The sequence below is a fragment of the Longivirga aurantiaca genome, from assembly GCF_042660085.1.
GTDB lineage: Bacteria > Actinomycetota > Actinomycetes > S36-B12 > CAIYMF01 > Longivirga > Longivirga aurantiaca.
This window is the reverse complement of the sequence record NZ_JBHSTI010000008.1, coordinates 1,003,926-1,029,510: the sequence shown is the minus strand read 5'-3', so window position 1 is coordinate 1,029,510 and position 25,585 is coordinate 1,003,926. Positions and strand designations below refer to the sequence as shown.

The 25,585-nt window shown below is 73.1% G+C and carries 22 protein-coding genes; 8 read left to right on the top strand and 14 right to left on the bottom strand.

Annotated elements, in window-relative coordinates; genetic code table 11:
• Window positions 1-5: 5 nt before the first annotated feature.
• Both ACFQGU_RS08855 and ACFQGU_RS08850 read right to left on the bottom strand, forming a co-directional pair.
• Window positions 6-941 carry a proline dehydrogenase family protein gene (locus ACFQGU_RS08855; RefSeq protein WP_386765783.1) on the bottom strand — a complete coding sequence of 312 codons (936 nt, stop codon included), beginning with the start codon at window positions 939-941 and terminating at the stop codon, window positions 6-8.
• Entirely contained in the window at window positions 935-2,383 is a 1,449-nt protein-coding gene (locus tag ACFQGU_RS08850) for an ATP-grasp domain-containing protein (protein WP_386765781.1), read from the bottom strand. Before ACFQGU_RS08850 ends, ACFQGU_RS08855 begins: the two co-directional genes overlap by 7 nt.
• A gap of 220 nt (window positions 2,384-2,603) precedes the next feature.
• Here ACFQGU_RS08850 and ACFQGU_RS08845 point away from each other — a divergent pair, with 220 nt between their 5' ends.
• Window positions 2,604-2,933, top strand: coding sequence for a hypothetical protein (locus ACFQGU_RS08845; protein WP_386765779.1), 330 nt, complete (start codon window positions 2,604-2,606; stop codon window positions 2,931-2,933).
• Window positions 2,934-2,939: 6 nt separating this feature from the next.
• On the opposite strand, the gene ACFQGU_RS08840 is transcribed toward ACFQGU_RS08845, so the two are convergent.
• Complete coding sequence (locus ACFQGU_RS08840) at window positions 2,940-3,554, bottom strand: polysaccharide deacetylase family protein (protein WP_386765777.1); 615 nt, start codon at window positions 3,552-3,554, stop codon at window positions 2,940-2,942.
• Between ACFQGU_RS08840 and ACFQGU_RS08835 the strand changes: the two genes are divergently transcribed.
• Complete coding sequence (locus ACFQGU_RS08835) at window positions 3,547-3,921, top strand: hypothetical protein (RefSeq protein ID WP_386765775.1); 375 nt, start codon at window positions 3,547-3,549, stop codon at window positions 3,919-3,921. The two genes, ACFQGU_RS08840 and ACFQGU_RS08835, sit on opposite strands and share 8 nt — an antisense overlap.
• 42 nt (window positions 3,922-3,963) lie before the next feature.
• On the opposite strand, the gene ACFQGU_RS08830 is transcribed toward ACFQGU_RS08835, so the two are convergent.
• Window positions 3,964-4,677: a phosphatase PAP2 family protein gene (locus ACFQGU_RS08830; protein ID WP_386765773.1), complete on the bottom strand. Its 714-nt coding sequence runs from the start codon at window positions 4,675-4,677 to the stop codon at window positions 3,964-3,966.
• Between the two features lie 205 nt (window positions 4,678-4,882).
• A complete protein-coding gene (rny, locus tag ACFQGU_RS08825; RefSeq protein WP_386765771.1) occupies window positions 4,883-6,601 on the bottom strand; it encodes a ribonuclease Y in 1,719 nt (572 codons plus the stop codon).
• Window positions 6,602-7,128: 527 nt separating this feature from the next.
• On the opposite strand from rny, the gene ACFQGU_RS08820 reads away from it, so the two are divergent.
• A complete protein-coding gene (locus ACFQGU_RS08820) occupies window positions 7,129-9,186 on the top strand; it encodes an acyltransferase family protein (RefSeq protein WP_386765769.1) in 2,058 nt (685 codons plus the stop codon).
• Between the two features lie 93 nt (window positions 9,187-9,279).
• Here ACFQGU_RS08820 and ACFQGU_RS08815 read toward each other — a convergent pair whose 3' ends face one another.
• On the bottom strand, window positions 9,280-9,690 hold the full coding sequence (locus ACFQGU_RS08815; protein ID WP_386765767.1) for a VOC family protein: 411 nt from the start codon (window positions 9,688-9,690) through the stop codon (window positions 9,280-9,282).
• A gap of 248 nt (window positions 9,691-9,938) precedes the next feature.
• A complete protein-coding gene (locus ACFQGU_RS08810) occupies window positions 9,939-12,509 on the bottom strand; it encodes an MMPL family transporter (RefSeq protein WP_386765765.1) in 2,571 nt (856 codons plus the stop codon).
• A gap of 139 nt (window positions 12,510-12,648) precedes the next feature.
• Between ACFQGU_RS08810 and ACFQGU_RS08805 the strand changes: the two genes are divergently transcribed.
• Complete coding sequence (locus tag ACFQGU_RS08805; RefSeq protein ID WP_386765763.1) at window positions 12,649-13,338, top strand: MarR family winged helix-turn-helix transcriptional regulator; 690 nt, start codon at window positions 12,649-12,651, stop codon at window positions 13,336-13,338.
• A gap of 3 nt (window positions 13,339-13,341) precedes the next feature.
• Here ACFQGU_RS08805 and ACFQGU_RS08800 read toward each other — a convergent pair whose 3' ends face one another.
• The 4 genes from ACFQGU_RS08800 to ACFQGU_RS08785 all read right to left on the bottom strand — a co-directional run bounded on the left by ACFQGU_RS08800 (window position 13,342) and on the right by ACFQGU_RS08785 (window position 16,178).
• Window positions 13,342-13,953, bottom strand: coding sequence for a regulatory protein RecX (locus ACFQGU_RS08800; protein ID WP_386765761.1), 612 nt, complete (start codon window positions 13,951-13,953; stop codon window positions 13,342-13,344).
• A gap of 6 nt (window positions 13,954-13,959) precedes the next feature.
• Window positions 13,960-15,039 (bottom strand): recombinase RecA, encoded by a 1,080-nt coding sequence (recA, locus tag ACFQGU_RS08795; RefSeq protein ID WP_386765759.1) that lies wholly within the window; start codon window positions 15,037-15,039, stop codon window positions 13,960-13,962.
• Window positions 15,040-15,281: 242 nt separating this feature from the next.
• On the bottom strand, window positions 15,282-15,476 hold the full coding sequence (locus ACFQGU_RS08790; protein WP_386765757.1) for a DUF3046 domain-containing protein: 195 nt from the start codon (window positions 15,474-15,476) through the stop codon (window positions 15,282-15,284).
• 33 nt (window positions 15,477-15,509) lie between these two features.
• Window positions 15,510-16,178, bottom strand: coding sequence for a class II aldolase/adducin family protein (locus ACFQGU_RS08785; RefSeq protein ID WP_386765755.1), 669 nt, complete (start codon window positions 16,176-16,178; stop codon window positions 15,510-15,512).
• Window positions 16,179-16,275: 97 nt separating this feature from the next.
• Here ACFQGU_RS08785 and ACFQGU_RS08780 point away from each other — a divergent pair, with 97 nt between their 5' ends.
• Window positions 16,276-16,737, top strand: a complete 462-nt coding sequence (locus ACFQGU_RS08780) for a MarR family winged helix-turn-helix transcriptional regulator (protein WP_386765753.1) — start codon at window positions 16,276-16,278, stop codon at window positions 16,735-16,737.
• The gene (locus ACFQGU_RS08775; RefSeq protein ID WP_386765751.1) at window positions 16,734-18,320 is read left to right on the top strand and encodes an MDR family MFS transporter; all 1,587 of its coding nucleotides are present in this window, start codon (window positions 16,734-16,736) and stop codon (window positions 18,318-18,320) included. Before ACFQGU_RS08780 ends, ACFQGU_RS08775 begins: the two co-directional genes overlap by 4 nt.
• 69 nt (window positions 18,321-18,389) lie before the next feature.
• Here the strand turns inward: ACFQGU_RS08775 and ACFQGU_RS08770 are convergent, their stop codons facing one another.
• A complete protein-coding gene (locus ACFQGU_RS08770; RefSeq protein ID WP_386765749.1) occupies window positions 18,390-18,578 on the bottom strand; it encodes a hypothetical protein in 189 nt (62 codons plus the stop codon).
• A 196-nt stretch (window positions 18,579-18,774) separates the two neighbouring features.
• On the opposite strand from ACFQGU_RS08770, the gene ACFQGU_RS08765 reads away from it, so the two are divergent.
• Entirely contained in the window at window positions 18,775-23,370 is a 4,596-nt protein-coding gene (locus ACFQGU_RS08765; protein WP_386768215.1) for an ATP-dependent helicase, read from the top strand.
• Here the strand turns inward: ACFQGU_RS08765 and ACFQGU_RS08760 are convergent.
• Entirely contained in the window at window positions 23,367-24,032 is a 666-nt protein-coding gene (locus ACFQGU_RS08760) for an NADPH-dependent F420 reductase (protein WP_386765747.1), read from the bottom strand. The two genes, ACFQGU_RS08765 and ACFQGU_RS08760, sit on opposite strands and share 4 nt — an antisense overlap.
• A gap of 94 nt (window positions 24,033-24,126) precedes the next feature.
• On the opposite strand from ACFQGU_RS08760, the gene ACFQGU_RS08755 reads away from it, so the two are divergent.
• Window positions 24,127-24,942 carry an Fpg/Nei family DNA glycosylase gene (locus tag ACFQGU_RS08755; RefSeq protein ID WP_386765745.1) on the top strand — a complete coding sequence of 272 codons (816 nt, stop codon included), beginning with the start codon at window positions 24,127-24,129 and terminating at the stop codon, window positions 24,940-24,942.
• A 55-nt stretch (window positions 24,943-24,997) separates the two neighbouring features.
• Here ACFQGU_RS08755 and ACFQGU_RS08750 read toward each other — a convergent pair whose 3' ends face one another.
• The gene (locus tag ACFQGU_RS08750; protein ID WP_386765743.1) at window positions 24,998-25,579 is read right to left on the bottom strand and encodes a TetR/AcrR family transcriptional regulator; all 582 of its coding nucleotides are present in this window, start codon (window positions 25,577-25,579) and stop codon (window positions 24,998-25,000) included.
• Between the last annotated feature and the right edge of the window lie 6 nt (window positions 25,580-25,585).

The window sequence follows — 25,585 nt, the reverse complement described above, 5'->3', positions numbered from 1 at the left end:
GCAGGTCAGACCCGCGGACCGGGGCTCACCAGCGCGTGCGCCAGCAGCCGCACGTTGCTCGGCTTCTCGACGATGCGGTTGACGAACCAGCCGTACCAGTCGGGGCCGTACGGCACGTAGACGCGCAGCCGCTCGCCCGCGGCCGCAAGCCGCACCTGGTCCTGCGTGCGCACCCCCATGAGCATCTGGATCTCGTAGGCGTCGCGGCCCTTCCCCGCCTCGCGGGCCATCGCGCGGGCGGCCTCGACCATGCGCAGGTCGTGGCTCGCGACCATCGGGTAGGCGCCGCCGGCGAACAGGATCTCGAGGCAGCGCTCGTACGCCGAGTCGACCGTGGCCCGCGTGGTGTGCGCGACGTCGGGGCCGGCGCCGTACGCGCCCTTCACGAGCCTCACCCGTGCACCCGTCGACGCGAGAGCGTGGCAGTCGGCCTCGCTGCGGAGCAGGTAGGCCTGGATCGCGATGCCCACGTCGGGCTGATCGGCACGCAGGCGGCACACGGCGTCGAGGGTGACGTCGACCTCCTCGATGCCCTCCATGTCGACCGTGACGCCGATGCCGGCCGCATAGGCGTCGGCCACGGTCGCACGCATCCGCTCGACCGCGCCGTCGAGACCACCCGGGGCGAGCAGGCCGAACTGCGCCATCTTGAGCGAGATCTCCGACCCCTCCCGCAAGCCGGCCTCGACGTGCTGGGCCACCAGGCGGCGATAGAGCTCCACGTGCGCGTCAGCACCGGCCTCGTCGACCGGATTCCCCTGGCGCACATGCAGAGTGGTGAGCATCCCCTGCGCGCGCAGACGCTGCGCCACGGCGACGGCGGACACCTCGTCGAGGCCGCCCACGAAGCGGCCGGTGACGCGCCCGAGACCGGATGAGCTCGTGATGGTGCGACGGACCGGCCCGGCATAGCCGACCCGGCGCACGACGCGCTTCAGCATGTGCCTGCCCCCCGGGAGTCGTTCGTCGACGGCAGCCGCGCCGCACGTCCGGTCATGTCCACGGGGACCGTGGTGGGGAGCGGAACGGGTCGCGTGCGGACGGCACCGGGCACGAGCCGCAGCCGGTGGCCGGCGCGCACCACGGTGGCATGCGCCTTCAGCCCGACCTTCGACCGGTCGACGGTGGCGCGGTTCCACCCGACGAGCGCGCGCACGCGCGCCTCCGCGGCGTCCGCCTGCTCGGTCGAGGCCGCGGCGATGGTGACCTGCCACGGGCTCGTAGCCAGGTCGCGCGTGGGCCGGACCCGCTGTCCGGCGCGCGGCCTGCTGACCCAGTGCACGAACTCCGGCATCGCCTCGACCTCCCGGATGCCGTCCCAGGACGCCGCGCGCACGTCCTCGTCGCTGATCCCGCAGACGATGCGCAGAGCGCGGGCGTCGTACGCGGCCCAGTCAGGCTGGAGCGGCCGCTCGGACGGTCGGCCGAGGTAGTGCTGGACGGCCAGCTCGAACGCGTCGACGGCGCCGCCGTGCACGACGCCGACGTCGAACGCCATCGAGACACCGCCGAGGCGCGCGCCGACCTCGATGAGGCATGGACCGTCGTCGTCGACCATCACCTCCATGTGGAACGGGCTGCGCCGCAGCCGTGCGGCGGTGAGCACGTCGGAGGCGTACGTCGCGAGCCGGTCGAACAACGGCGAGTCGTGACGCAGCAGCTCGAACCGCTCGGCGAGCTGCGTGCGCCCGTTGGCTGCGGTGTGGTGGGTGCGGTAGACGCTGAGCGTGGTGACGACGCCGTGCTCGTCGACCTGGCCGTTGACGCAGTACTCCGCGCCGTCGAGGAACTCCTCCATCGCGAGCAGGCCCCCGCCCGACGACGCGAGGTACGTGTCGAGCTGCTCGTCGGTGACGTCGCCGTCGAAGAAGCCGATACGGCTGTTGCTCATGCCGTCGTTGGGCTTGAGCACGAAGCGCTCGAACGGCCCGGTCTCGCGCGCTGCCCGGATCTCCTGCCGCGTGCGCACAGCCGCCGTCGCATTGATGCGCGGGCCCCCGGGCACCGCACGCAGGTGCGCCTTGAGCCCCGACTTGTTGCGGAAGCGACGCAGATCGGTCGGGTCGGCCCAGGCGACACCCAGCGTCTCGGCGACGGTCACCGCCGCCTCGAGGCTGTCCTCGAAGTGCGGCAGGACGCCGACGACCTCGTGCCTCCGCCCGAGCGCGACCGCCGCTGCCTCGATCGAGTCGAGAGGCAACGAGTAGTGCGCGACCACGGCGTCGGACCGGTCGAGATAGTCGGTGGCCAGGGCGCGGTCCCAGGCGGTCGTGCGGCTCCAGAGGCAGACGGTGTCGAGGCCCCAGCGCCGGTCGGCGATGGCCGAGAACCTCCCGGCGTACGGGTGATGCGGATCCAGCAGGACGACGACCGGCCGTGCCATGACGCGCTCCTCCATCCGCGTCGCGCGGAGGCGCGGCCCCCGAGACCGAGCCGGACCGATGGCTCGCACGATCGCGCGTCCAGTCTTCCGCGTCGGGCACGTGCGGTGCTCGTCGACCACCCGATCGGACGAACTCCTGCCGACTCGCGCCGTCCCAGCGGATCACGCAGCGTCAGCGCCCGTGTCGCTGCGCGGCCGGTACCCCCGTACGGTTGCAGGTATGACCCCTCCCAGCGCGGCCGCCCGGCTCCTGTTCGACGGCCTGGCGACCGAGCTGCGCGGCGACGGGGTCTCCATCGGGATGGCCTTCGGGCACCGCGCGCTCAAGCACTCGGGGCTCGGCGTCGCCTGCCTCGCCGGCGACAGCATGGTGTTCCGGCTGCCCGTCGCCTCTCCCGAGCACGCCGAGGCGCTCGCCGTCGAGGGCGCGCACACCTGGGCGCCGAGCACCATGAACGCCGCGCTGCCCGACTGGGTCGTCGTCCCTGTCGAGTCGTCGGCCCGCTGGCTCCCGTGGGCGCGCGTCGCGGTGTCTGCCGCCGCTGGCTGACCGCGCTCAGCGCTGCGGCCGGTCGAGCAGGGCGGTCACCGTCGCGAACGTGTAGCCGCGCGCCCGCAGCGCCGCGATCGTGGCCGCGAGCGAGTCGGCGTCGTACGTGGTGCCGTCGTCCGGGTTGGCCCCGACGTGCATGAGCACGATGAGCCCGGGCTGGAGCGCGGCGACGACCCGCCTGGTGACGTCCGCGGCCGTGCCGCGCGAGCTGCCGAGCCAGCCGAGTGTGTCGAGGCCCCAGCTCACGCAGACGTAGCCGTGCGCGTTGACGAGCCGGACGTCGGCTTCCGTGCGTTCGCCGTACGGGAAGCGGAACCATGGACGTGGGTCGACGCCGGTCGCCGCGCGGATCGTGAGGGCGGCGTCCCGGATCTCTTTCAGCAGAACGGAATCGGGGACCGCCGTGCTGTGCAGATGGGTCATCGTGTGGTTGCCGATCACATGGCCGGCGTCGGCGATCGCCTGCGCCTCACGGGGATACACCTGCACCCAGCGCCCGGTGAGGAAGAACGTGCCGGGCACCTTCTCGGCCTCCAGCGTGGCGAGGATGCTCGCGAGACCGGCCGCGTTGCCGCCGCCGTCGAAGGTGAGGACCACGACCTTGCGGGAGGTGGGCACGCGGCGCACGTCCTCGCCCACGAGCCAGGCAGGCACGGCAGTCGCCGTGGGTGACGGCGTGGTCGGTGCAGGCGTCGACGGCTTGCTGCTGGTCGGGGCCGGCGTGGTCGGCGTGGTGGTCGTCGGCGTCGGCGTCGTGGGCGCCGAGGTGGTCGGTGCTGGGCTCGTCGGCGCGGAGGTGGTCGGTGCTGGGCTCGTCGGCGGGGAGGTGGTCGACGTGGGGACGCTGGGCTCGGGCGCCGGCGACGTCGTGCACGCAGCGACGAGGCTCACCAGGGCGAGCGCGACAGCCGCCCGGGCGAGGGTCCGGGTGTTCCGGGGCCGCGAGGCGGCTCGCACGGCGCACCTCCTGACGCCTCCACGCTAGTCCGCGGGCGTGGCGCAGTCGCGCCGGCGGCGTACGGGGCGATCAGTGCCGGAGGCGGGCGGCCTTCAGGTGCGGCTCGTACGGCGGCAGCACGAAGAGCGCGCCGAGCAGCCCGGCGAACGCGATCGCGACGCACCAGCCGCCGACGACGTCGCTCGGGTAGTGCACGCCGAGCACGATGCGCGAGAGGCCGATGGCGATCCCGACCAGCGAGAACGCGAGCACGACGAACGCCCCGGCGACGCGGTTGCGCAGCAGCGCGCCGAGCGCGACGCCGACCGCGAGGTAGACCGCGATCCCGCACGTGGCGTGGCCGGAGGGGTAGGAGAACGAGTCCTCGGTGGCGAGGTAGACGTCCCAGATCGGGCGCTCGCGCGCGACGAGCGGCTTGATCAGGTTGGCGACGAGAGGCGCGAGCGAGGCGAGCAGGGCGAGGGTCAGCGCCTGCCAGTAGCGGCGTCGCGCGAGCAGCAGCAGGACACCGGCCACACCCACCCAGGCGGCGACGCGGAACGAGCCCGCCGACTGCAGCCACAGCGACACCTCGACGGCCCAGTCGTTGCGCAGGGCCCAGCGCCGCACCGTCTCGAGCACCCCGGTGTCGATGTCGACGAGCGGCGCCCAGTCGCGCTCGACGAGCACCGCGAGGGCGATGACCGCGAGCGTCGCCCAGAACGCGCCCCAGGCGCCGCCGCGGCGCGTGACGAGCGGCAGGTCCTGCTTCGACACCGCGGGGCGGGGCACGGTGGTGCTCACGCGCTCACCGCCGTACGCCGGGCCATGCGCGCGAGGCTACGGCGCGGCGCCGAGCCCGCGCACGCTGCCACGCCCGCTGGGCCTCGCCGTGTCCATGAAGGCCGGGGATGTTGCCCTCTTAGCAACGAAGTCCCCTACCGGGCGAGGCTTCGCCATCGTCGCCCGGCGGGGGCCCAACCCTTCATCGCACACGTCATCGCACACGTCAGCGGGCGAGGCCGGTGGCTCTCGACTCGCGGACGACGGTGACGCGGATCTGGCCGGGATAGGTGAGCTCGTGCTCGATCTCGGCGGCGATGTCGCGGGCGAGCACCTGCATGCTGATGTCGTCGACCTGCTCGGGGACGACGACCACGCGCACCTCGCGACCGGCCTGCATGGCGAAGACCTTCTCGACGCCGGCGTATCCCGACGCGATCGACTCGAGACGTTCGAGCCGCTCGACGTAGTGCTCGAGCGACTCGCGCCGGGCTCCGGGACGTCCGCCGCTCATGCCGTCCGCGGTCTGGGTGAGCACGGCCTCGAGGGTGCGCACCTCGACCTCGTTGTGGTGCGCCTCGATCGCGTGGACGACGTCCTCGTGCTCGCCGTACCGGCGCGCGACCTCGGCGCCGATGAGCGCGTGCGAGCCCTCGACCTCGTGCGTGAGCGCCTTGCCGATGTCGTGCAGCAGCGCGCACCGCTTCGAGTGCTCGACGGGCAGGCCGAGCTCGGCGGCCATGATCCCCGCCAGGTGCGCGGCCTCGACGAGGTGGCCGAGGACGTTCTGGCCGTACGACGTCCGGAACCGCAGCCGGCCCAGCAGGGCGATGAGATCCGGGTGCATGTCGCCGATCGAGAGGTCGACGAGGGCGTCCTCGGCGGCGCGGATGCAGCGCGCATCGACCTCGAGCCGGGCCCGCTCGTACTCGTCCTCGATCCGGCTGGGCTGGATGCGGCCGTCGGCGACGAGCGCCTCGAGCGTGACCCGGGCGACCTCGCGCCGCACCGGGTCGAAGCTCGACAGCAGCACGGCCTCGGGGGTGTCGTCGATGAGCAGGTTGACGCCGGTCACGGCCTCGAAGGTGCGGATGTTGCGGCCCTCGCGGCCGATGATGCGGCCCTTCATCGAGTCGTCGGGCAGGTGCAGCACCGACACCGTCGACTCCGCCGTCTGCTCGGTCGCGATGCGCTGGGCGGCGAGGGTGACGATGCGCCGGGCGCGGTCCTCCCCCTCCTCCTTCGCCTCGCGCTCGATCTCGCGGACGGTGAGGGCTGCCTCGCGCTTGGCCTGCGCCTCGATCGTGGCGACGAGCTCGGTCTTGGCGTCGGCCGCGGTCATCTCGGCCACGCGCTCGAGCGCGACGGCGCGCTCGGCGGCGAGCCGGGACTCCGCCTCCGCCACGACCGCCTGGCGGGCGACCAGTGCGGCCTCCGCGGCGGTGACGGCGTCGAGCCGGGCGACGAGGTCGGCCAGCTCGGCGTCGAGGCGCGACTCGCGCTCGGCGAGCCGCTCCTCGCGGCGCTGGGCCTCCTCGCGCAGCGCGGTCAGCTCGGCCCGGGCGGCGGCCACGTCGGACTCCGCCTGCGTGCGCCGCTCCTCGGCCCGTCGGACGTCGTCCGCGGCCTCGGCGCGCGCCTGCTCGGCCGAGGCGAGCGCCTGCTCGGCCAGGGCACGGGTGCGGCCGGCCTCGGCCGCGGCGTCGGCCCGCACCTTCTCCGCGCGGTCGTCGAGGTCGCGCTGACGGCGTCCGAGCTCGGCGTCCACGGCCGCCGCGACGGCGGCGTCGCGGTCGCGCAGGGCCTCGGCGTCGTGCCGACGGCTCCGGAGCACCAGCCAGACGAGCACGCCCACGAGGGCCAGGACGGCGACGAGCAGGGTGATCACGAGCGGGCTGCCGAGCGCGGGGGTGTCCCCCGGGCCGACACCTCGGGCGAGGTCCATCGGTCCTCCCAAGCACGCCGACGCCGACACCGCCGCAACGCCCTGACCTGCACGGATGCCCGCAGCACCCGGTCAGGGGCGGCGGACGAGGCGCGCGTGCGCCGGCAGGAAGGGCGGAGTCGGGTGGTGCGGTCAGGTGTGCGGTCAGTGGTGCAGTCAGTGGTGCATCAGGTCGAGCAGTCGGGTCGTGCTGTCGCGCAGTACGCCGTCCCCCGGGGCGGCTGACCCGAGGCTACGCCCCGACCGCCCGGTCCACACCGGAGACAGGGCGATGGGCTCCGCCCGGCCCGGGGGGTGGCGGGCGACACCTGCACCGAGCCCCTCGGGCGGGAACCTGATGCGGTCGCGCGGGGTCGAACCGTCGGGCCGCCGACACGTCCCAGGCCCGGCCGGCCCCGGGAGGCGGGGACCGAGGCCCCTGCGGCCTACGCTTGCCCCGGAGGGACTCCCATGCCCCAGCGTGTGGCGCCGCGCCGTGACCCACGGCCCGGCACCTGCTCCGCGCCCACCCCCGCGGTGGTGCGCGCATGACGTCGTCCCCGACCACCGCGCGGACCCCCGTGCCGTTCTCCGCGGATCAGCCGCGCCTCGCCTCGGGCGGGGTCTCGGGCGACGCCGTGCGCGCCCCTCGCAGGCGCAAGCACGCCGGCGTGCCGGGCGCCGGCAGCCGGATCGGCGGCCTCGACGGCCTGCGCGCGATCGCGGTCACCGCGGTCGTGATCTACCACCTGGGCATCGAGTGGCTGCCCGGGGGCTTCCTCGGCGTCGACCTGTTCTTCGTCATCAGCGGCTTCCTCATCACGACCCTGCTGCTCGCCGAGGTCGGTGTCCGCGGTCGCATCGACTTCACGGGCTTCTACCTCCGGCGCGCCCGGCGCCTGCTCCCCGCGCTCGTGCTCATGCTCGTCGGCACGGCGATCCTCGTGTCGACGGTCGCGAACGACGTGGCCGAGCAGTTCCTGCGCGACCTCCCCGGCGCCGCGCTCTACATCAGCAACTGGTGGGCGCTCGGGCAGGAGCAGTCCTACTTCGAGCTGATCGGGCGCGGAAACGTGCTCGCGCACCTGTGGTCGCTCGCGGTCGAGGAGCAGTTCTACCTGCTGTGGCCGGTGATCCTGGGCGGGCTCTGCTGGTTCGCCAACCGGCGCGGGCTGTCGCGGCGGCGCCTCGTGCTGATCGTTGCGCTCGGCGGCGCGGTCGCCTCCACGCTCTGGATGTCGTGGCTGTCGATCTCGCGCGGCATGCCCCTCGACGCCGACCCGACCCGCGTCTACTTCGGCACCGACACGCACGCGATGTCGGTGCTGCTCGGGGCGGCGCTGGCCACGGTGTGGCGCCCCGCCCATTTCCGCACCACCATCCCCGCCGGCGCCCGCACGGCCATGATCGGCGCCGGCGTCGTCGGGCTCGCGATGACGGCGTGGCTGTTCGTCACCATCACGGAGTACACCCCGTGGCTCTACCGCGGCGGGTTCCTCCTCGCCGCAGCGGTCTTCGCGCTGGTCATCGCCTCGGCAACCCACCCCGGCGCACCGATCGGGCGCCTGCTCGACGTCGCCCCGATGCGGTGGGTCGGCGAGCGGTCGTACGGCATCTACCTCTGGCACTGGCCGATCCTCCTGGTGACACGGCCGGGCGTGGACATCCCATGGGAGGGCCCGCTCGTCGACGTCGGCCGGGTCGCCCTGACCCTCGGCGTCGCCGCGCTGTCGTACCGGTACGTCGAGGTGCCCATCCGCCACGGCGCGATCGGGAAGGCCGTGGCATCGATGCGCGAGCGCGCGCGCACCGTCGGACCGGTGGACGCCGTGGTCCCGCGCCGCGGCGCCACCATCGGCACGCTGCTCGTGACGACCGCCGTGGCCGCGGCCCTCGTGGCGTCGTTCGCGACGCTGCCCAAGACCGATCCCGTGGCGGCCGCGTACGGCGAGTACGGCTCCACCGAGGCCATCTCGGACGACGCCTCACCGACCGCTGCGCCGAGCATGTCGCCGTCCACGAAGCCGTCGACCACGCCCTCGAGCAAGCCGTCGACCACGCCCACGCCGAAGCCGAGCGCGAGCTCGAAGCCCCCGGTCGTCCTCCCCCCGGGCGAGAAGCGCTCGACCGAGGGCCTCGGTACCGGCGACATCAGCTGGTACGGCGACTCCGTCACCCTGTGGTCGGCCGACGCGCTCCGCGCGATCCTGCCGGGCGTGAAGCTCGATGCCGCGATCAACCGGTCGCCCGCGAACATGCAGGACGCCGTGCTCGCGAGCCTGGCCCGCGGCACCCTGCGCCCGATCGTCGTGATGCACATGGGCACGGCGGGCCCGGTGTCCGAGGACCGGCTCGAGGCCACCATCGCCCAGCTCGGCGACCGCACCCGCATCGTGCTCGTCACCTCGACGGCGCGGTTCGCGTGGGTGAAGCCGAGCAACCAGGTGATGGCCGCGGTCGCCTCGCGGCACGACAACGTCGTGCTCGCCGACTGGCGCACCTACTCCACCGACAAGGACGGCTGGTTCAAGGACGGCCTGCACCTCACCGAGAAGGGCAAGCCGTACTTCGGCAACTTCGTGAAGAAGGCCGCCCTCTCGAACTAGTCGACGCCCCTGTCGCTCAGACTGATCGATCCGTCGTTTCCGGGGCCGGGAAGCGACGGATCGATCAGGGTGACGGGGGCGGGTGGTCGTGCCTCAGGCGATGCCGAGGGGGTCGGCGACCAGCTCGACCTCGTAGCCGTCCGGGTCTGCGAGGTACGCCGCATAGTGCTCGGGACCGCCGGCGTACGGATGCCGCTCGGCGAACAGCAGCGTCCACCCGTGATGCCCCGACTCGACCACGAGGGCGTCGACCTCCGTACGGGAGCCGGCCCAGAACGCCACATGGTTCATGCCGGGCCGCAGGCGCTCGTGCGGCCCCTCGACGACGTCCGGGCCCGCCTCGATCGAGAGGTACGCCGTGCCCAGCAGCCAGGTGCGCCCCGCGGGCCAGCTGGCGTCGAGGGTGTAGCCGAGCCGCTCGAGCAGCCAGCCCCACGAGGCCTCGGCCCGCGCCAGGTCGGGCACCCAGATCTCGAGGTGGTGCAGCGTCCCGCGGCGGCTCATGCGCCCATGGTCCCCCGAGGTCGGCGCCCAGCGGCATACGCGGGGTCGGACACACCGGCGGGGCGAGGCGATCGCGGTGACGACGCACGGAGGCCCGGGACGCCCACCCTCGCGGATGCGTGCGTCCCGGGCCTTCATGTCGCCTGTCGCACGACTCCCCCGTTGCCGTGCGACCGACGATGTCGCACTTCCCCCGGGTCTCTGCGTGCGGGCGGCCGGGCTCTCGCTCGGCCACCACCAGTATGACGTCAGTGCACGTTCGCGGGTTCCTTCTCGCCGCCGACCGAATCGGGCTCCTGGTCGTCGGCGATCTCGTCCGCGCCGCCCTCGACGTCGAAGTGAGGCAGCCGGTTGGCGAGCCATGCGGGCAGCCACCAGTTGGCCTTGCCGAGCATCGACATGAACGCCGGCACGAAGATCAGGCGGATCAGGAACGCGTCCACGAGGACCGCCGAGGCGAGCGCCACGCCGAACAGCTTGATCGTGTTGTCCGGGGTCGGGATGAACGCCGCGAACACGCTGAACATGATGAGCGCGGCCATCAGCACGACCTTGCCGGATCCGGCGAGGCCACGGCGTACGGCGACCGCGTTGTCGTGCGTGCGCGACCACTCCTCCTGCATGCGGCTCACGAGGAAGACGTGGTAGTCCATCGAGAGGCCGAACAGGATCGCGAACACCATGACGGGCAGGAACGGGAAGATCGGCCCCGTCCCGGTGACCCCGAGGATGTCGTTGAGCCAGCCCCACTGGAACACCGCGACGGTGATGCCGGTGGACGCCGCGAAGCTGAGCAGCGACGTCACGACGGCGGTCAGCGACACGACGGCCGAGCGGAACAGGATCAGCAGCATGATGAAGCCCAGGCCCACCACCACGCTGAGGAAAAGCGGCATGGCGTCGGTCAGGACCGTGCTGAAGTCCGCGACGATGGCGGTGGCCCCGCCGACGTACGCCTCGGCCGAGGTGGACTCGCGCACGGGCGGGAGGGTCTCCTCGCGCAGGCGGTCGAGCAGCTCGTCGGTCTTGACGTCCTGCGGGCCGGTCGTGGGCACGACCTGGATCGCGGTGACGTCCGAGTCCTGCAGCTGGGCGCCCATGATCGGCAGCATCGCGGTGCTCGGGACGACGGCGGCGACGCCCTCGGTCTGCTCGAGGGCCCCGACGATGGCGCCGAGGCCGGCGACGTCGCCGTTCTGCGGCAGCTGCACCGCGACGAGGAACGGGCCGTTGGAGCCGGCGCCGAAGCCCTCGGTCTGCAGGTCGTACGCGATGCGGCTGATGCTGCCCTCGGGCGTGCCCGAGTCGTCGGGGAAGCCGAGCCGCAGGCTGAGCGCCGGGACGGCGAGCATCAGGACCGCGGCGAGCGACAGGATCGCGGGGATGATCGGGCGCTTCTGGATGAGCCGGGCGTAGTGGGCCCAGCGGCCGCCCTCGGGGTGCCACGGCTCGCCGTCGTGCCGCGCGTGCCGGGTGATCTTGTAGAAGAACGGCGAGAGCAGCACGACGAGCGCCACAGCACCGACCACGACGCCGACGCCGACGGCCTTCTGCCCGATCTCGGCCGTCGCATTGGCGAGGACGCCCAGCGAGATCAGGGCGGTCACCACGAGCAGGGTCGCCAGGGTGACCAGGCGCGGACGACCGGGGGTGCGCAGGCCGCGGCTGATGAGCAGCGACACGGGATCGACCGCCCTGTTGCCGAGCAGCGACAGGATCGCGGGCAGCAGCCAGACGGCCGACAGCATGACGAGCACCACCGTGCCGGTGGCCGCGAAGGCGAGACCGGTGAAGAAGCCGATGCCCATGAACAGCAGGCCGAGCAGGCCGATGATCACCGTGGACGCCGCGAAGACGACGGCACGGCCGGAGGTGTTGACCGCCTCGAGCGCGGCCTTCTTCGGCTCATGCCCGGCGAGGATCGCCTGGCGGTAGCGGTTGATGACGAACAGCGAGTAGTCGATGCCGACGCCGAGACCGATCATGGCCGCGAGCGTGGGGGCGAAGGTGGCGACGTCGTAGAAGTTCGCGACGTAGAGCAGCAGGCTGGCACCGAGGCCGACGCCGATGCCGGCGGTGAGCAGCGGCAGGCCGGCCGCGAGGAACGAGCCGAACGCGATGAGCAGGATCACCAGCGCCACGAGCATGCCCACGGCCTCGGAGCTCGGGGGCTCCTGACCGGCGAACGCGAGCACCTGGCCGCTGGCGCCGACGGTGATGCCGTCCTCGGCGTTGGCGGCCTTGACTGCGTCGATGACGGCCTTGGCGGTCTCGGTGGAGACCTCGTCGCCGGCCTCGCCGCCGTCGAAGGTGATGGTGGCCTTGGCCACGTGACCGTCGGGCGAGATCGGCGAGAGCGCCTGCTGGGAGGCGAGCAGCGCAGCCTTGAAGGCCTCCTGCTGCTCGGCGGGCACCTGGGAGAGGTCCGGCGGACCCTGCGGGGCCGGGCAGTCGACACCGAGGCCGGCGCCGGTCTGGTCGAACGGGTTGGTCACGCAGGAGACGCCCTCGACCTTGGAGATGGTCGTGAGCATCCCGGTGATCGCCTCGGCGGTGGCCGGGTCGACCGCGGGCGCGCCGTCGGTGTCGGGCGACCACACGACCGTGGCGGTGATCGCGTTGACGTCGCCGCCGGTGCCGGCGGGCAGCTGCTCGAGCAGCTGCTGCGCCTGCAGCGACTCGGTGTCGGGGAGCTCGAAGGAGTCCTTGAGCTCACCGCCCTTGACGCTGCCGAGGAATCCGATGACTCCGGCCAGCACGATGAACGCGAGGAGCGCCCACCACGGCTTGCGCACTGCCCAGCGGGACAGACCACCCATGACTGCAGTTCCTTCGAACGAGGTCCCCACGGCCCGGTGGCCGAGAGGCGTCAGCACACAAGCATGTGCTACACACGTATCTCGTACGGTAAAGTATGTGTGCGACACACGCAAACTGAGTTTCCACGAGGGTGAGGACATGAGCAGCGCACGCGGGAGGTCCCCCGAGGAGGCGGCCGCGGCCGCCCTCGAGGCGCTACCGCGCGTGCCCGAGCCGTCACCCGATATGGCCGGGGCGCACCTGCCGGACGACCTCGTCGACGCGCTCGACCGGTCCTTCCGCAAGCTCCGCAAGTCGATGATCCGCCCGCCGGCCGGCCAGGTGCCGGTGCCGGCGCTCGGCCGCCAGGTCGACATGGCCAAGGTGTTCGCCTGCGACGCCGTGTCCGAGCTCTTCGAGCGCAACGGCGTGGTCTCGGTGAAGGACGTGGCCGAGGAGCTCGACCTCGAGCACTCGACCGTGAGCCGCCTGCTCGGCGACGTCGAGCACGACGGGCTCGTGCTGCGCGGCGTGGACCCGGCCGACCGTCGGCGCACGACGGTGGAGCTCACCGAGCTCGGCCGGGCCGTGGTGGCCGACACCACGGCGATCTCGCGCTTCTTCACCCGCATCCTGCTCTCGGAGTGGGAGCGCGAGGACGTCGAGCAGCTCGCGGTGCTCATGCGGCGGCTGGCCGACACGGTGCAGAAGCGGCTCGACGACCTGCCGGGCCTGGCCATCAGGGAGTTCGCCCGGGCGAACCCGGAGATGGCACAGCTGGTGGCAGCGAAGTTCGCGGCCGGCCACGGCGGGTGCGCGGACGACGCCCCGCCCAGTGCCTCGAGCTAGCGCCTACTCCCCCACGCGCGCGGCGTCCGAGAGCTCGCCGTCGAGCCCCTCGAGGAAGGCGCGCTCGAGGTCGTCGAGCTCCTTCTCCGCCGCGAGCGCCTCGCGCACCACCCGCATCGCCATCCCGCCGGAGTAGCCCTTGCGGGCCAGCATGCCGACGAGGCGCCGGGTGCGGGACTCGACGTCGAGCCGCTTGGTCGAGGGCAGCTTCTTGGCCACCAGCGCCCGCGCCGTGGCGAGCTCGTCGTCCGGGTCGAGGGTCTCGAGCGCCTCGGACACCACGGCCTCGCTGACGCCCTTGCCCCGCAGCTCGTGCCCGAGGGCGCGTCGGGCGAGGCCCGAGGACGCGTGCCGGCGCTGCACGTAGTTCTCCGAGAACGCCGCGTCGTCGACGAGGGCGACCTCCTCGAACCGGTCGAGCACCTGCGCGGCGACGTCGTCCTCGATCCCCCGGCGTCGCAGCACCGTCGCGAGCTGGCCGCGGGTGCGCGGCCCCATCGCGAGCTGGGACAGGCAGACCGAGCGGGCGACGTCGACGGGGTCGGCGTCCGGGACGTCGTCGGCCGACGACCCCGCGGTGGGGCCGTCGGCCGACGCACGTCGTGAGAGGGACACGGCGTCCTAGAGGTCGATCGGGACGACGTCGGGGATGACGATGTCGTCGATCTCGGACTCGAGCGGGACGCCGATGCCGAGCTTGGCCAGGATCTTGCGCTCGAGCTCGTCGGCGAGGTCGGGGTTGTCCTTGAGGAACGTGCGGGCGTTCTCCTTGCCCTGACCGAGCTGGTCGCCCTCGTAGGTGTACCAGGCACCGGACTTGCGGACGAAGCCGTGCTCGACACCCATGTCGATGAGGCTGCCCTCGCGGGAGATGCCCTCGCCGTAGATCATGTCGAACTCGGCCTGCTTGAAGGGCGGGGCCATCTTGTTCTTCACGACCTTGACGCGGGTGCGGTTGCCCACCGCCTCGGTGCCGTCCTTCAGCGTCTCGATGCGACGGACGTCGAGGCGGACCGATGCGTAGAACTTCAGCGCCTTGCCACCGGTGGTGGTCTCCGGCGAGCCGAACATCACGCCGATCTTCTCGCGCAGCTGGTTGATGAAGATCGCGGTGGTGTTGGAGTTGGAGAGCGCGCCGGCGAGCTTGCGCAGGGCCTGGCTCATGAGGCGGGCCTGCAGGCCGACGTGGCTGTCGCCCATCTCGCCCTCGATCTCCGCACGCGGCACGAGCGCGGCCACGGAGTCGATGACGATGATGCTGACGGCGCCGGAGCGGATGAGCATGTCGGTGATCTCGAGCGCCTGCTCGCCGTTGTCGGGCTGGCTCACGAGCAGCGCGTCGATGTCGACGCCGAGGGCCTTGGCGTACTCGGGGTCGAGCGCGTGCTCGGCGTCGATGATCGCGGCGATGCCGCCGGCCTTCTGCGCGTTGGCGATCGCGTGCAGGGCCAGCGTGGTCTTCCCGCTGGACTCGGGGCCGTAGATCTCGATCACACGGCCGCGCGGGAGGCCGCCGATGCCGAGCGCGACGTCGAGCGCGACGGAGCCGGTGGGGATGACCTCGATCGGGGCGCGGCCCTCCTGGCCGAGCCGCATGACCGAGCCCTTGCCGAACTGGCGCTCGATCTGGGCGAGGGCGGTGTCGAGCGCCTTCTCGCGGTCGGAGCTGCCGGAGCCGCCGGGGGTCTTGGAGGGGGCCATGAGGACCTGCCTTCGTGTGCTGCGGATGACGATGGCGGTGACGCTACGGACGAGGTCCGACAGCGGCTCCGGCACTGCTCCCCCGTTCCTGTGGACGACCGGCCGAGCCGGGCGACCTGGGGACGAGCTCGAGTGCGTGCGCCCAGACTAGGTCGAACGCCTGTTCGATCCTAGAGCGACACGCCGGGAAGTTCGAACATCTGTCCAGGGCAGCCGGTGCGCGCGGGGCGGCGTACGGCGGATCAGCGCTGGTTGGCCGGCAGGGCGAGCGCGGCGTGGACGGCGCGCCAGATGTCGACGGTCTCGATGCCCGCGTCGATCGCCTCGAGCACCGTGCGGCCGCCGAGGGCGCTGATGTGGAAGTCCGCGGCCCAGGAGCGGGCATAGCCCTCCCCGAGCGCCTCGTCGAGGCGTCGCCAGAGCTCGGTCAGCCGCACGCGACCATTGTGGCTGCTGACCCTCGGACCGGCTCAGGCGGTCCGGTCGCCCTCGGCAGCGAAGGACATCGCCCGCTGGAGCGCGGCGGCACGCTGGGTCTCCGGGATCTCGACCGGGCCGCCGAGCGCCTGGGCGCGGTAGGCGGCCGCAGCCGCCTCCTCGACGACGCCGCCCACGAGCACTGCGAGGTCGGTGGTGCGGTGGAACACGAGCACGCCGTGGTTGGCCAGGAGGACTGCGGGGACCCCCGGCACCACCGCGGCGCGGATGTGGGCGATCGCCTCAGCGGAGCCGCGCGGCCCGTAGCCGGCCAGCGGCACCCCGGACGGGAGGCCGAACATCGCGAGCGCCTCGATCCAGCACCCGATGGGCCTCTGCGCCACGGCGTATGCGGTGGCGAACGGCGAGTGCGTGTGGAGCACGCACCCGACTGCCCGTTCGTCGAGGTACCGCGAGGCGTGCATGTCCACGACCGCGCCCTGGACCGGCGCCAGCGTCCCCTCGCGCAGCGTCCCGTCGAGGCCCACGCGTACGACGAGGTCGCGCGGGTGATCGCGCATCGACGGCCCGCCCGTGAAGTAGAACTCGTCCTCCCCCGGGACGCGCACGCTCACGTTGCCGTGCATGTTCGGCCCGATGGCGCCCGACCCCGCCACCCGGTTCGCGGTCTCGATCACCTGGTCGACCAGGTCGCGGTCCACGTCCTCACCCCACCTCGCGTCGACGCGACTGTCCCACCGGAGCCTCGAGGCACGGGCTCGTTTGGCGAATCCTTCGACCTCGGCTACCTTTACTTGCATGGTGCAAGCAACCACTGAGTCCGATCGGGCGTCCCGGGCCGACGCGGACGCTCCGGACGATGCGTTCTTCCGGTCGTTCACCGCGGTGATCACCCAGCTGCGACGCCGCTCGGGCGACGCCGACACCTCGGCCCGCACCTTCCTGCTCAGCCATGTCGACCGGCACGCGCCGGTGCGGATGAGCGACCTCGCCTCGTACGCCTGCCTCGACCTGTCCACGGTCAGCCGGCACCTGCGCGGCCTCGAGGAGCAGGGTCTCGTCACCCGCTCCCCCGACCCCGCCGACGGCCGGGCCACCCTGCTCGACCTCTCCGACGCCGGACGCGACGTGCTCGACCGCGCCGTACGCGCCCGCACCGAGCTGATCGCCACCGCGACGGCGGGCTGGTCCGACGCGGACCGCGCCACGCTCGCGCACCTCATGACCCGTCTCGCCCACGACCTGGAGCCCACCGCATGAGCACGCCCGACTCCGCACGCGCGGAATTCGTCTTCGACCCCGAGGTGGCCGAGAGCCGCAAGCACCTGCGCTGGATCCTGTCCGCGCTCATGCTCACGATGCTCCTCGCGGCGCTCGACCAGACCATCGTCTCGACCGCGCTCCCGACGATCACGTCCGACCTCGGCGGCCTGCAGGAGCTGTCGTGGGTGATCACGGCGTACCTGCTCGCCTCGACGGCGTCCACCCCCATCTGGGGCAAGCTCTCGGACCTCTACGGCCGCAAGGTCATGCTGCAGTCGGCCGTGGCCGTCTTCGTCGCGGCCTCGATGCTCGCCGGCCTGTCGCAGAACATGGCCCAGCTCATCGGGACGCGCGCGCTCCAGGGCATCGGCGGCGGCGGCATCATGGTGCTGGTCATGGCGGTCATCGCCGACCTCATCCCGCCGCGCGACCGCGGCCGCTACGCCGGTCTGTTCGGCGCCGTGTTCGGCCTCTCCTCGGTGATCGGCCCGCTGCTCGGCGGCTTCTTCACCGAGCAGCTGTCGTGGCGCTGGATCTTCTACATCAACGTCCCGCTGGGCATCGCCGCCTTCGCCGCGCTCGCGATCTTCCTGCACCTGCCGGTGCTGCACGAGAAGAAGCCGATCGACTGGCTGGGCTCGGCGCTGCTCGTCGCGGGCGTCACGATGGTTCTGCTCGTCACGGTCTGGGGCGGTCAGGAGTACGACTGGACCAGCCCCACCATCATCGGCCTGGCTCTCGGCGGCGTCGCCGCCCTCGCGCTCTTCGTGTGGCACGAGCTGCGCACCGAGGAGCCGATCGTCCCGATGTCGCTGTTCTCCAACAGGGTGTTCCGCGTCAGCTCGATGGTCGGCTTCATCGTGGGCTTCGCGATGTTCGGGTCGATCGTCTACCTGTCCATCTACTTCCAGGTCGTGCGCGGAGCGACGCCGACGCAGGCAGGTCTGATGCTGCTGCCGCTCATGCTCGGCATCCTCATCACCTCGATCCTGTCGGGGCAGCTCATCGCCCGCATGGGCCGCTACAAGATGTTCCCGATCATCGGGACGGGCCTCGCCGCCGTCGGCATCTACATGATGAGCAAGCTCGGCGTCGACTCGCCGTACTGGTACAACGCGCTCGCGATGTTCATCCTCGGTGCCGGCCTCGGCAACGTGATGCAGACGCTCGTGCTCGCGGTGCAGAACACGGTGGCGCCGCAGCAGATGGGCGCGGCCACCTCCGGATCCACGTTCTTCCGATCCATCGGAGGCTCGTTCGGCACGGCGTTCTTCGGCGCGGTGTGGACCGCTCGCCTGGCCGCCGAGCTCAACGCAGCCTTCCCGGGCGGCAGCGGCCAGATCGGCGACGCCACGTCGTCCATCGGCAGCATCCAGGCGCTCCCGCCGGACATCCAGGCGACCGTGCTCCAGGCCTTCGCCGACGCGATCGACACCACGTTCCTCGTCGCGGTGCCGTTCATGGTGGTGGCGTTCCTGCTCGCGTGGCTGCTGCCGGAGGTGCGCCTCAAGACCAAGCGCGACGTCGAGAACGAGCTCGCCGACGACGCAGCCGTGCCCCTGCCGATGTCGCTCGACTGATCCTGGCGCGTACGACGAAGGCCGCCTCCCCGCGAGGGACGGCGGCCTTCGTCGTACGGCAGCGCAGCGTCAGGCGGCGGGCGGCGGGTCGTCGCCGGGCGGCGGCGTCCGGGGCTGGTCGATCGGGCTGATCGCACCGCCTGCGCGGCCCCGGCGTACGACGGCCATGAGCACCGCGGCCAGCACGAGCAGGATCACGATCACGACGACCCAGCCGAGGACGCCCGGCCCGTCGGCGGCGAGGAGCTGTGCGGTCATGCCCCGATCCTGCCCCACCCGTCCACGCCGTTCTCCGAGTTACTGCCCGAAGCGGGGTGTTGGCAGCGGCCATCGCCCCACTTCGGGCAGTAACTCGCGTCCGGGACCGGGGGGCGCGGGTGTCGGGGGCAGGGGCCAGGATGGGGCGGTGACCCGCAGGAAGGACGCCGTGCCCGCGCCGCCTGCGGCGCACGGGGTGGCAGCGCAGCCCGCGGCGAGCGACGTCCTCGGCCGGTTCTCCCCCGCCACGCAGGCGTGGTTCGGCTCGGCCTTCGAGGCCGCGACACCCGCGCAGGTGGGCGCGTGGGACGCGATCTCCTCGGGCCAGCACGCCCTGGTCGTCGCGCCGACCGGCTCGGGCAAGACCCTCGCGGCGTTCCTCTGGGCGCTCGACGGGCTCGCCGCAGAACCCCTGCCCGACGATCCGAAGGCCCGGTGCCGGGTCCTCTACGTCTCGCCGTTGAAGGCGCTCGCGGCCGACGTCGAGCGCAACCTGCGCAGCCCGCTCACGGGCATCCGGCGCGAGGCCGTGCGGCTGGGGCTGCCCGAGCCCGACGTCACGGTGGGCGTGCGCTCCGGCGACACCCCGGCGGACGAGCGGCGCCGGTTCACCACGCGCCCGCCCGACGTCCTCATCACCACGCCCGAGTCGCTGTTCCTGCTGCTCACCTCGCAGGCGCGCGAGTCGCTGCGCGGCGTCCGCACCGTGATCCTCGACGAGGTGCACGCGATGGCGGGCACCAAGCGCGGTGCGCACCTCGCCATCTCGCTCGAGCGCCTCGACGCCCTGCTCGAGCAGCCGGCGCAGCGCATCGGCCTGTCGGCCACGGTGCGGCCGGTCGACGAGGTCGCGACGTTCCTCGGGGGCTCCCGTCCGGTCACGGTCGTGCAGCCGCCGTCGCAGAAGACGGTCGACCTCTCGGTGGTCGTGCCCGTCGACGACATGGCCGAGCTCGGGGCCTCGACCGGCGAGGTCGACGGCTCGGCTGCCGGCGACGAGCGGCGCACGTCGATCTGGCCGCACCTCGAGGAGCGCGTCGTCGACCTCGTCGCGTCGCACCGGTCGACCATCGTGTTCGCCAACTCGCGCCGCCTCGCCGAGCGCCTCACCGCACGGCTCAACGAGATCTGGGTCGAGCGCACCACCGGCGAGGAGCTCGAGACCGGCGGCGCGCCTGCGGCGTCCATGGGCCAGGCCGGCTCGACGGGCGGCGCGCCGCAGGTGCTCGCGCGCGCCCACCACGGCTCGGTGAGCAAGGAGCAGCGCGCCCTCATCGAGGACGACCTGAAGTCCGGCCGTCTCCCGGCTGTCGTCGCGACCAGCAGCCTCGAGCTCGGCATCGACATGGGTGCGGTCGACCTCGTCGTGCAGGTCGAGTCGCCGCCCTCGGTCGCGAGCGGCCTGCAGCGCGTGGGCCGTGCCGGTCACCAGGTGGGCGCGGTGTCCACGGGCGTGGTGTTCCCGAAGTACCGCGGCGACCTCGTGCAGACGGCGGTCGTCGTCGAACGCATGCGCGACGGGCTCATCGAGGAGATGGGCATGCCGCGCAACCCCCTCGACGTCCTGGCCCAGCAGGTCGTGGCGATGTGCGCGCTCGACGAGTGGCACGTCGACGACGTCCTCGCGCTCGTACGCCGGGCCGCACCGTTCGCCACGCTGCCGCAGTCGGCGTACGACGCGGTGCTCGACATGCTCGCCGGCCGCTACCCGAGCGACGAGTTCGCCGAGCTGCGACCGCGCCTCGTGTGGGACAGGACGAGCGGCGTGCTCACAGGGCGCCCGGGTGCGCAGCGGCTCGCGGTCACCAGCGGCGGCACGATCCCCGACCGCGGACTGTTCGGCGTCTTCCTCGTGGGCGAGAAGGTCTCGCGGGTCGGCGAGCTCGACGAGGAGATGGTCTACGAGTCGCGCGTGGGCGACGTGTTCGCGCTCGGCGCGTCGAGCTGGCGGATCGAGGACATCACCCACGACCGCGTGCTCGTCTCCCCCGCCCCCGGGCTCGCCGGCCGCCTTCCGTTCTGGCACGGCGACTCGATCGGGCGACCCTACGAGCTCGGCCGCGCGATGGGCGCCTACGTCCGCGAGGTCGGGGCGCTCGCGCGCGGCAAGGCCGAGAAGCGCCTGTCCGACAGCGGTCTCGACGACAACGCCGTCACCAACCTGCTCGCCTACCTCGACGACCAGAAGGCCGCCACGGTCCACCTGCCCGACGACCGCACGATCGTGGTCGAGAAGGTGCGCGACGAGCTCGGCGACTGGCGGATCGTGGTGCACTCGCCGTTCGGCGCCCGCGTGCACGCGCCGTGGGCGCTCGCCATCGGCGCACGTGTGCGCGAACGGCACGGAGTCGACGCGCAGGTGATGCATGCCGACGACGGCATCGTGCTGCGCCTGCCCGACGTCGAGGACGACGAGGTCATGCGCGGCGTGCTCGAGTCGACGCTGCTCGACCCCGACGAGGTCGAGGCGCTCGTCACCGCCGAGGCCGGCGGATCCGCGCTGTTCGCCTCGCGCTTCCGCGAGTCGGCGGCTCGCGCGCTGCTGCTGCCGCGCCGCAACCCGGGCAAGCGCTCGCCGCTCTGGCAGCAGCGCCAGCGGTCGGCGCAGCTGCTCTCGGTCGCGTCTCAGTACGGCTCGTTCCCGATCGTGCTCGAGACGATGCGCGAGGTGCTGCAGGACGTCTACGACGTGCCCGGCCTCGTCTCGCTCATGCGCTCGGTGCAGTCGCGCGAGGTGCGCGTGGTCGAGGTCGAGACGCAGACGCCGTCGCCGTTCGCGCGGTCGCTGCTGTTCGGCTACGTCGCGCAGTACCTCTACGAGGGCGACTCGCCCCTCGCCGAACGGCGCGCCGCCGCACTCACGCTCGACTCCACGCTCCTCGCCGAGCTGCTCGGCCAGGCCGAGCTGCGCGACCTGCTCGACGCCGACGCCCTCGCGCAGGTCGAGGCCGAGCTCCAGAGGCTCGTGCCCGAGCGGCATGCGCGTGACGCCGAGGGCGTGGCCGACCTGCTGCGCATGCTCGGCCCGCTCACGCGCGCGGCGCTGCACGCCCGTGGGGCGCAGGCCGAGTGGATCGACTCGCTCCTCGCCGCACGCCGTGCGATCGAGGTGCGCGTCGGCGGCGAGACCGCGGTGGCCTCGGTGGAGGACGCCGCCCGGCTGCGCGACGCGCTCGGCACGGCGCTGCCGGTCGGGCTGCCCGACGCGTTCCTCGAGCCGGTCACCGATCCGGTGGGCGACCTCGTCTCGCGCTGGGCGCGCACGCACGGGCCGTTCCACGCCTCAGAGGCCGCGGCGGCCTTCGGGCTCGGCACCGCGGTCGTGACGGCGGCGCTCGCGCGGCTCGCGGCGTCCGGCCGCGTGGTGAGCGGCGAGTTCCGCCCCGGGGGCTCGGGCTCGGAGTGGTGCGACGCCGACGTGCTCCGCCTGATCCGCCGGCGGTCGGTGGCCGCGCTGAGGCGCGAGGCCGAGCCGGTGCCGCCCGAGGCGCTCGGCGTGTTCCTGCCCGCGTGGCAGAACGTCGGGCCGGGCAGCGGACGACGCCTGCGCGGCGCCGACGGCGTCCTGCGCGTGGTCGAGCAGCTTGCCGGCGTGATCGTGCCGGCCTCGGCGTGGGAGTCGCTGGTGCTGCCGTCGCGCGTCGAGGGCTACCAGCCGGGGATGCTCGACGAGCTGACCGCGGCCGGCGAGGTGGTGTGGACCGGTGCCGGATCGCTGCCCGGCGGCGACGGCTGGATCGCGCTCGCCCCCGCGGATACCGCCGATCTCGTGCTGCCCGACGTGCTCGACCTCGAGCAGTCTCCTGTGCATGGCGCGGTGCTCGACACGCTGTCGTCCGGAGGCGGCTGGTTCTTCCGCGCGCTGTCCGACCGAGTCGGGCCGGTGGTGAACCCCGGTGGCGGGGGTGTCGACGACGCCTCCCTGGTCGAGGCGCTGTGGGACCTCGTGTGGACCGGGCACGTCGCCGGCGACACGTGGGCGCCGCTGCGCTCGCACCTGTCGGGCTCCTCGCGCAAGCCCCGCACCGCTGCGGCCGCCCCCCGGATCGGACCACGAGGGCGCTACGCGAGGCCCGCCCGTCCCGGGATGCCCACGCGCAGCGGGCCGCCATCGGTCAGCGGGCGCTGGTCGCTCGTCCCGCCCCGGTCCGCCGATGCCACCCTGCGTGCGGCCGCTCTCGCCGAGGGGCTGCTCGACCGCCATGGCGTCGTCACCCGCGGAGCGGTCGCGGCCGAGCGCGTCTCCGGCGGGTTCGCCGGCGTCTACCGCGTGCTGTCGGCGTTCGAGGACGCCGGGCGCTGCCGACGCGGGTACGTCGTCGAGGGTCTCGGCGCCGCGCAGTTCTCGCTGCCGGGCGCGATCGACCGCGTGCGCGCGTCGGTGCCGACCGGCCGCGACCTCGACGCACCGCCGCGCGCCCTCGTGCTCGCCGCCACCGACCCCGCCAACCCCTACGGCGCGGCGCTCGGCTGGCCCCCGCGGCCCGAGGACGTCGCGAGCGGCCACAAGCCGGGCCGGAAGGCCGGTGCGCTGGTCGTGCTCGTCGACGGCGCGCTCGCGCTCTACGTCGAGCGCGGTGGCCGCACCCTGCTGTCGTGGACCGACGACGAGGCTGTGCTCGCGGCCGCCGCGGCCGAGCTGACCCGTGCGGTGAGGACAGGTGCGCTGGGCCGGCTCACCGTGACGACCGCGGACGGCGGCTCGGTGCTGGCCCCGGCGTCCACCCTGGGCAACGCGCTGGAGGCCGCAGGCTTCGTCGCGACCCCCCAGGGCCTGCGCCTGCGCGGCTAGGCGACGACCTGCGCGCGGACGACGGCGATGTTGAACGACGGCGTGCCGAACGAGCCCATGAGCGAGAGCCACAGCGGCAGGTAGAGCTCGAGGCCGCGCGAGGCGGCGATGCCTCCGGCGTCGACGACCTCGTCGTCGGTCCAGCCGAAGCCCAGCAGCAGGTCGCGCGCGACGGCCTTGGCGTCGGCGTCGTCCCCGGCCACGAAGACCGAGTGCGGCCCCGCGAGCGCGCGGGGATGCACCATGACATCGGCGTTCATCGTGTTGAGCGTCTTGACCACCCGGGTGTCCGGGAACGCCGCCTGGATCTGCTCGCCGAGGCTGCGGCCGTCGGGCTGCAGGACCTTCGGCGGGAAGCCGCCCGAGAAGTCGAGCGGGTTGGCGATGTCGAGCAGCACCTTGCCCGCGAGGTTGTCGGCGCCGGCAGCGGTCAGCGCGTCGAGCGACACGAGCCCGCCGGTGGCGTTGACCACGACCTCGCCGTACGCCGCGGCATCGGCGAACGTTCCCTCGCTCGCGCCGGCACCGGTGGCGGCGACCCAGGCCTGGGCCTTCTCGTTGCCCGCGGTGCGCGAGCCCATCCGCACCTCGTGCCCGGTCTGCACCAGACGGGTGCCGAGCGCTGCACCGACCACTCCCGTGCCGAGAACTGCGATCCTCATGCGACCTCCCAGTCCATCCCCTGATGGTGTCCCTAACGCGGGTCGCGCGCAGCCGTGTTCCCCGGAAGGCTGGGCGCGGACAGGAGGAGGTGGCATGCCGGAGGGCGACACCGTGTGGCTGGTGGCCACGCGGCTCGACGACGCACTGTCGGGCGACCTGCTGACCCGCAGCGACTTCCGCGTGCCGCAGCTGGCGACCGCCGACCTGGTCGGACGCCGCGTGCTCGAGACCCGGCCGCGCGGCAAGCACATCCTCACGCGCGTCGAGGGCGGCCTCACGCTGCACACGCACCTGCGCATGGACGGCATGTGGCACCTGCACCGGCCCGGAGCCCGGTGGACCGGCGGGCCCGACTGGCAGGTCCGCGTGGTGCTCTCCACCGCGTCGTGGGACGCGATCGGCTACCGCATGCCCGTGCTCGAGCTCGTCGAGACCGGACACGAGGCCGACGTGGTCGGCCATCTCGGGCCCGACCTGCTCGACCCGTCGTTCGACCGCGACGAGGCCGTACGACGGCTGCTCGCCGACCCGGCGCGCGAGATCGGGCAGGCGCTGCTCGACCAGTCGAACCTCGCCGGCATCGGCAACATCTACAAGGCAGAGACGCTCTTCGCCGGCAGGGTCTCGCCGTGGACGCCAGTAGGCGATGTCGGCGACGTCGGCGCGCTGGTCGACATCGCGCGGCGCTGGCTCGAGCGCAACAAGGTGCACGCGTCGCAGTCGACGACGGGCGACCCGCGGACCGAGCACTGGGTCTACGGCCGTGCGGGAAGGCCGTGCCTGCGCTGCGGCACGACGATCGAGACGGCGCAGCAGGGTGGTCCGCCGTACGACCGGGCCACGGCCTGGTGCCCGCGCTGCCAGCCCGGCCCGCATCCCGAGCCCCTGCGCCGAACCCGCCGTCGCTGACACTGGTCGATCCGTCGCCTCCCGGTGCAGGAAGCGACGGATCGATCAGTGCGAGCTAGGGGGTGGCGAAGGTGGTGGTGCGGACGGCGGCGGGCAGGCCCGCGGCGAGCAGGGCCGCACCGGCCTCGCGCGAGGCCTGCGAGCCGGGCTCGAGCACGTGGCCCGCGAGCCAGCGGCAGACGAGGTCGACGTGCGACGGGCCCGACACGCGCTCGCCGGCGTCGAGCAGCGCGGCCACCTCGGCGCGGACGGCGTCCCACGCCTCACCCGCGCCGGGCGCGGCGAGCGCAAGCAGTGCGGTGGGCTCGACCGAGCGGAGGCCGACGATCACGGGGTGGGTGGCGACGCCGTCGGCGGCGCGGGTGAGGGCGACGCCGAGGTCGGACGCCGCGAGGTCGCGGCAGTCGGCGGCGAGCTCGGCGACGTCGTCGTGGAGGAGGCCCGCGACGAGGTCGTCCTTGGTGCGGAAGTGGTTGTAGAGCGTGGCCTTGGCCAGGCCGCCGCGCACGGCGACGTCGCTCATGGTGGCCTTGCGCAGGCCGTGCTCGGCGAGGACGCGACGGGCGCCCTCGAGCGCGGCGGTGCGGGTGCGGCCCATGGCGTTGCCCGCGCGCGAGCGCGGGGAACGATCGGGCACGGGGAG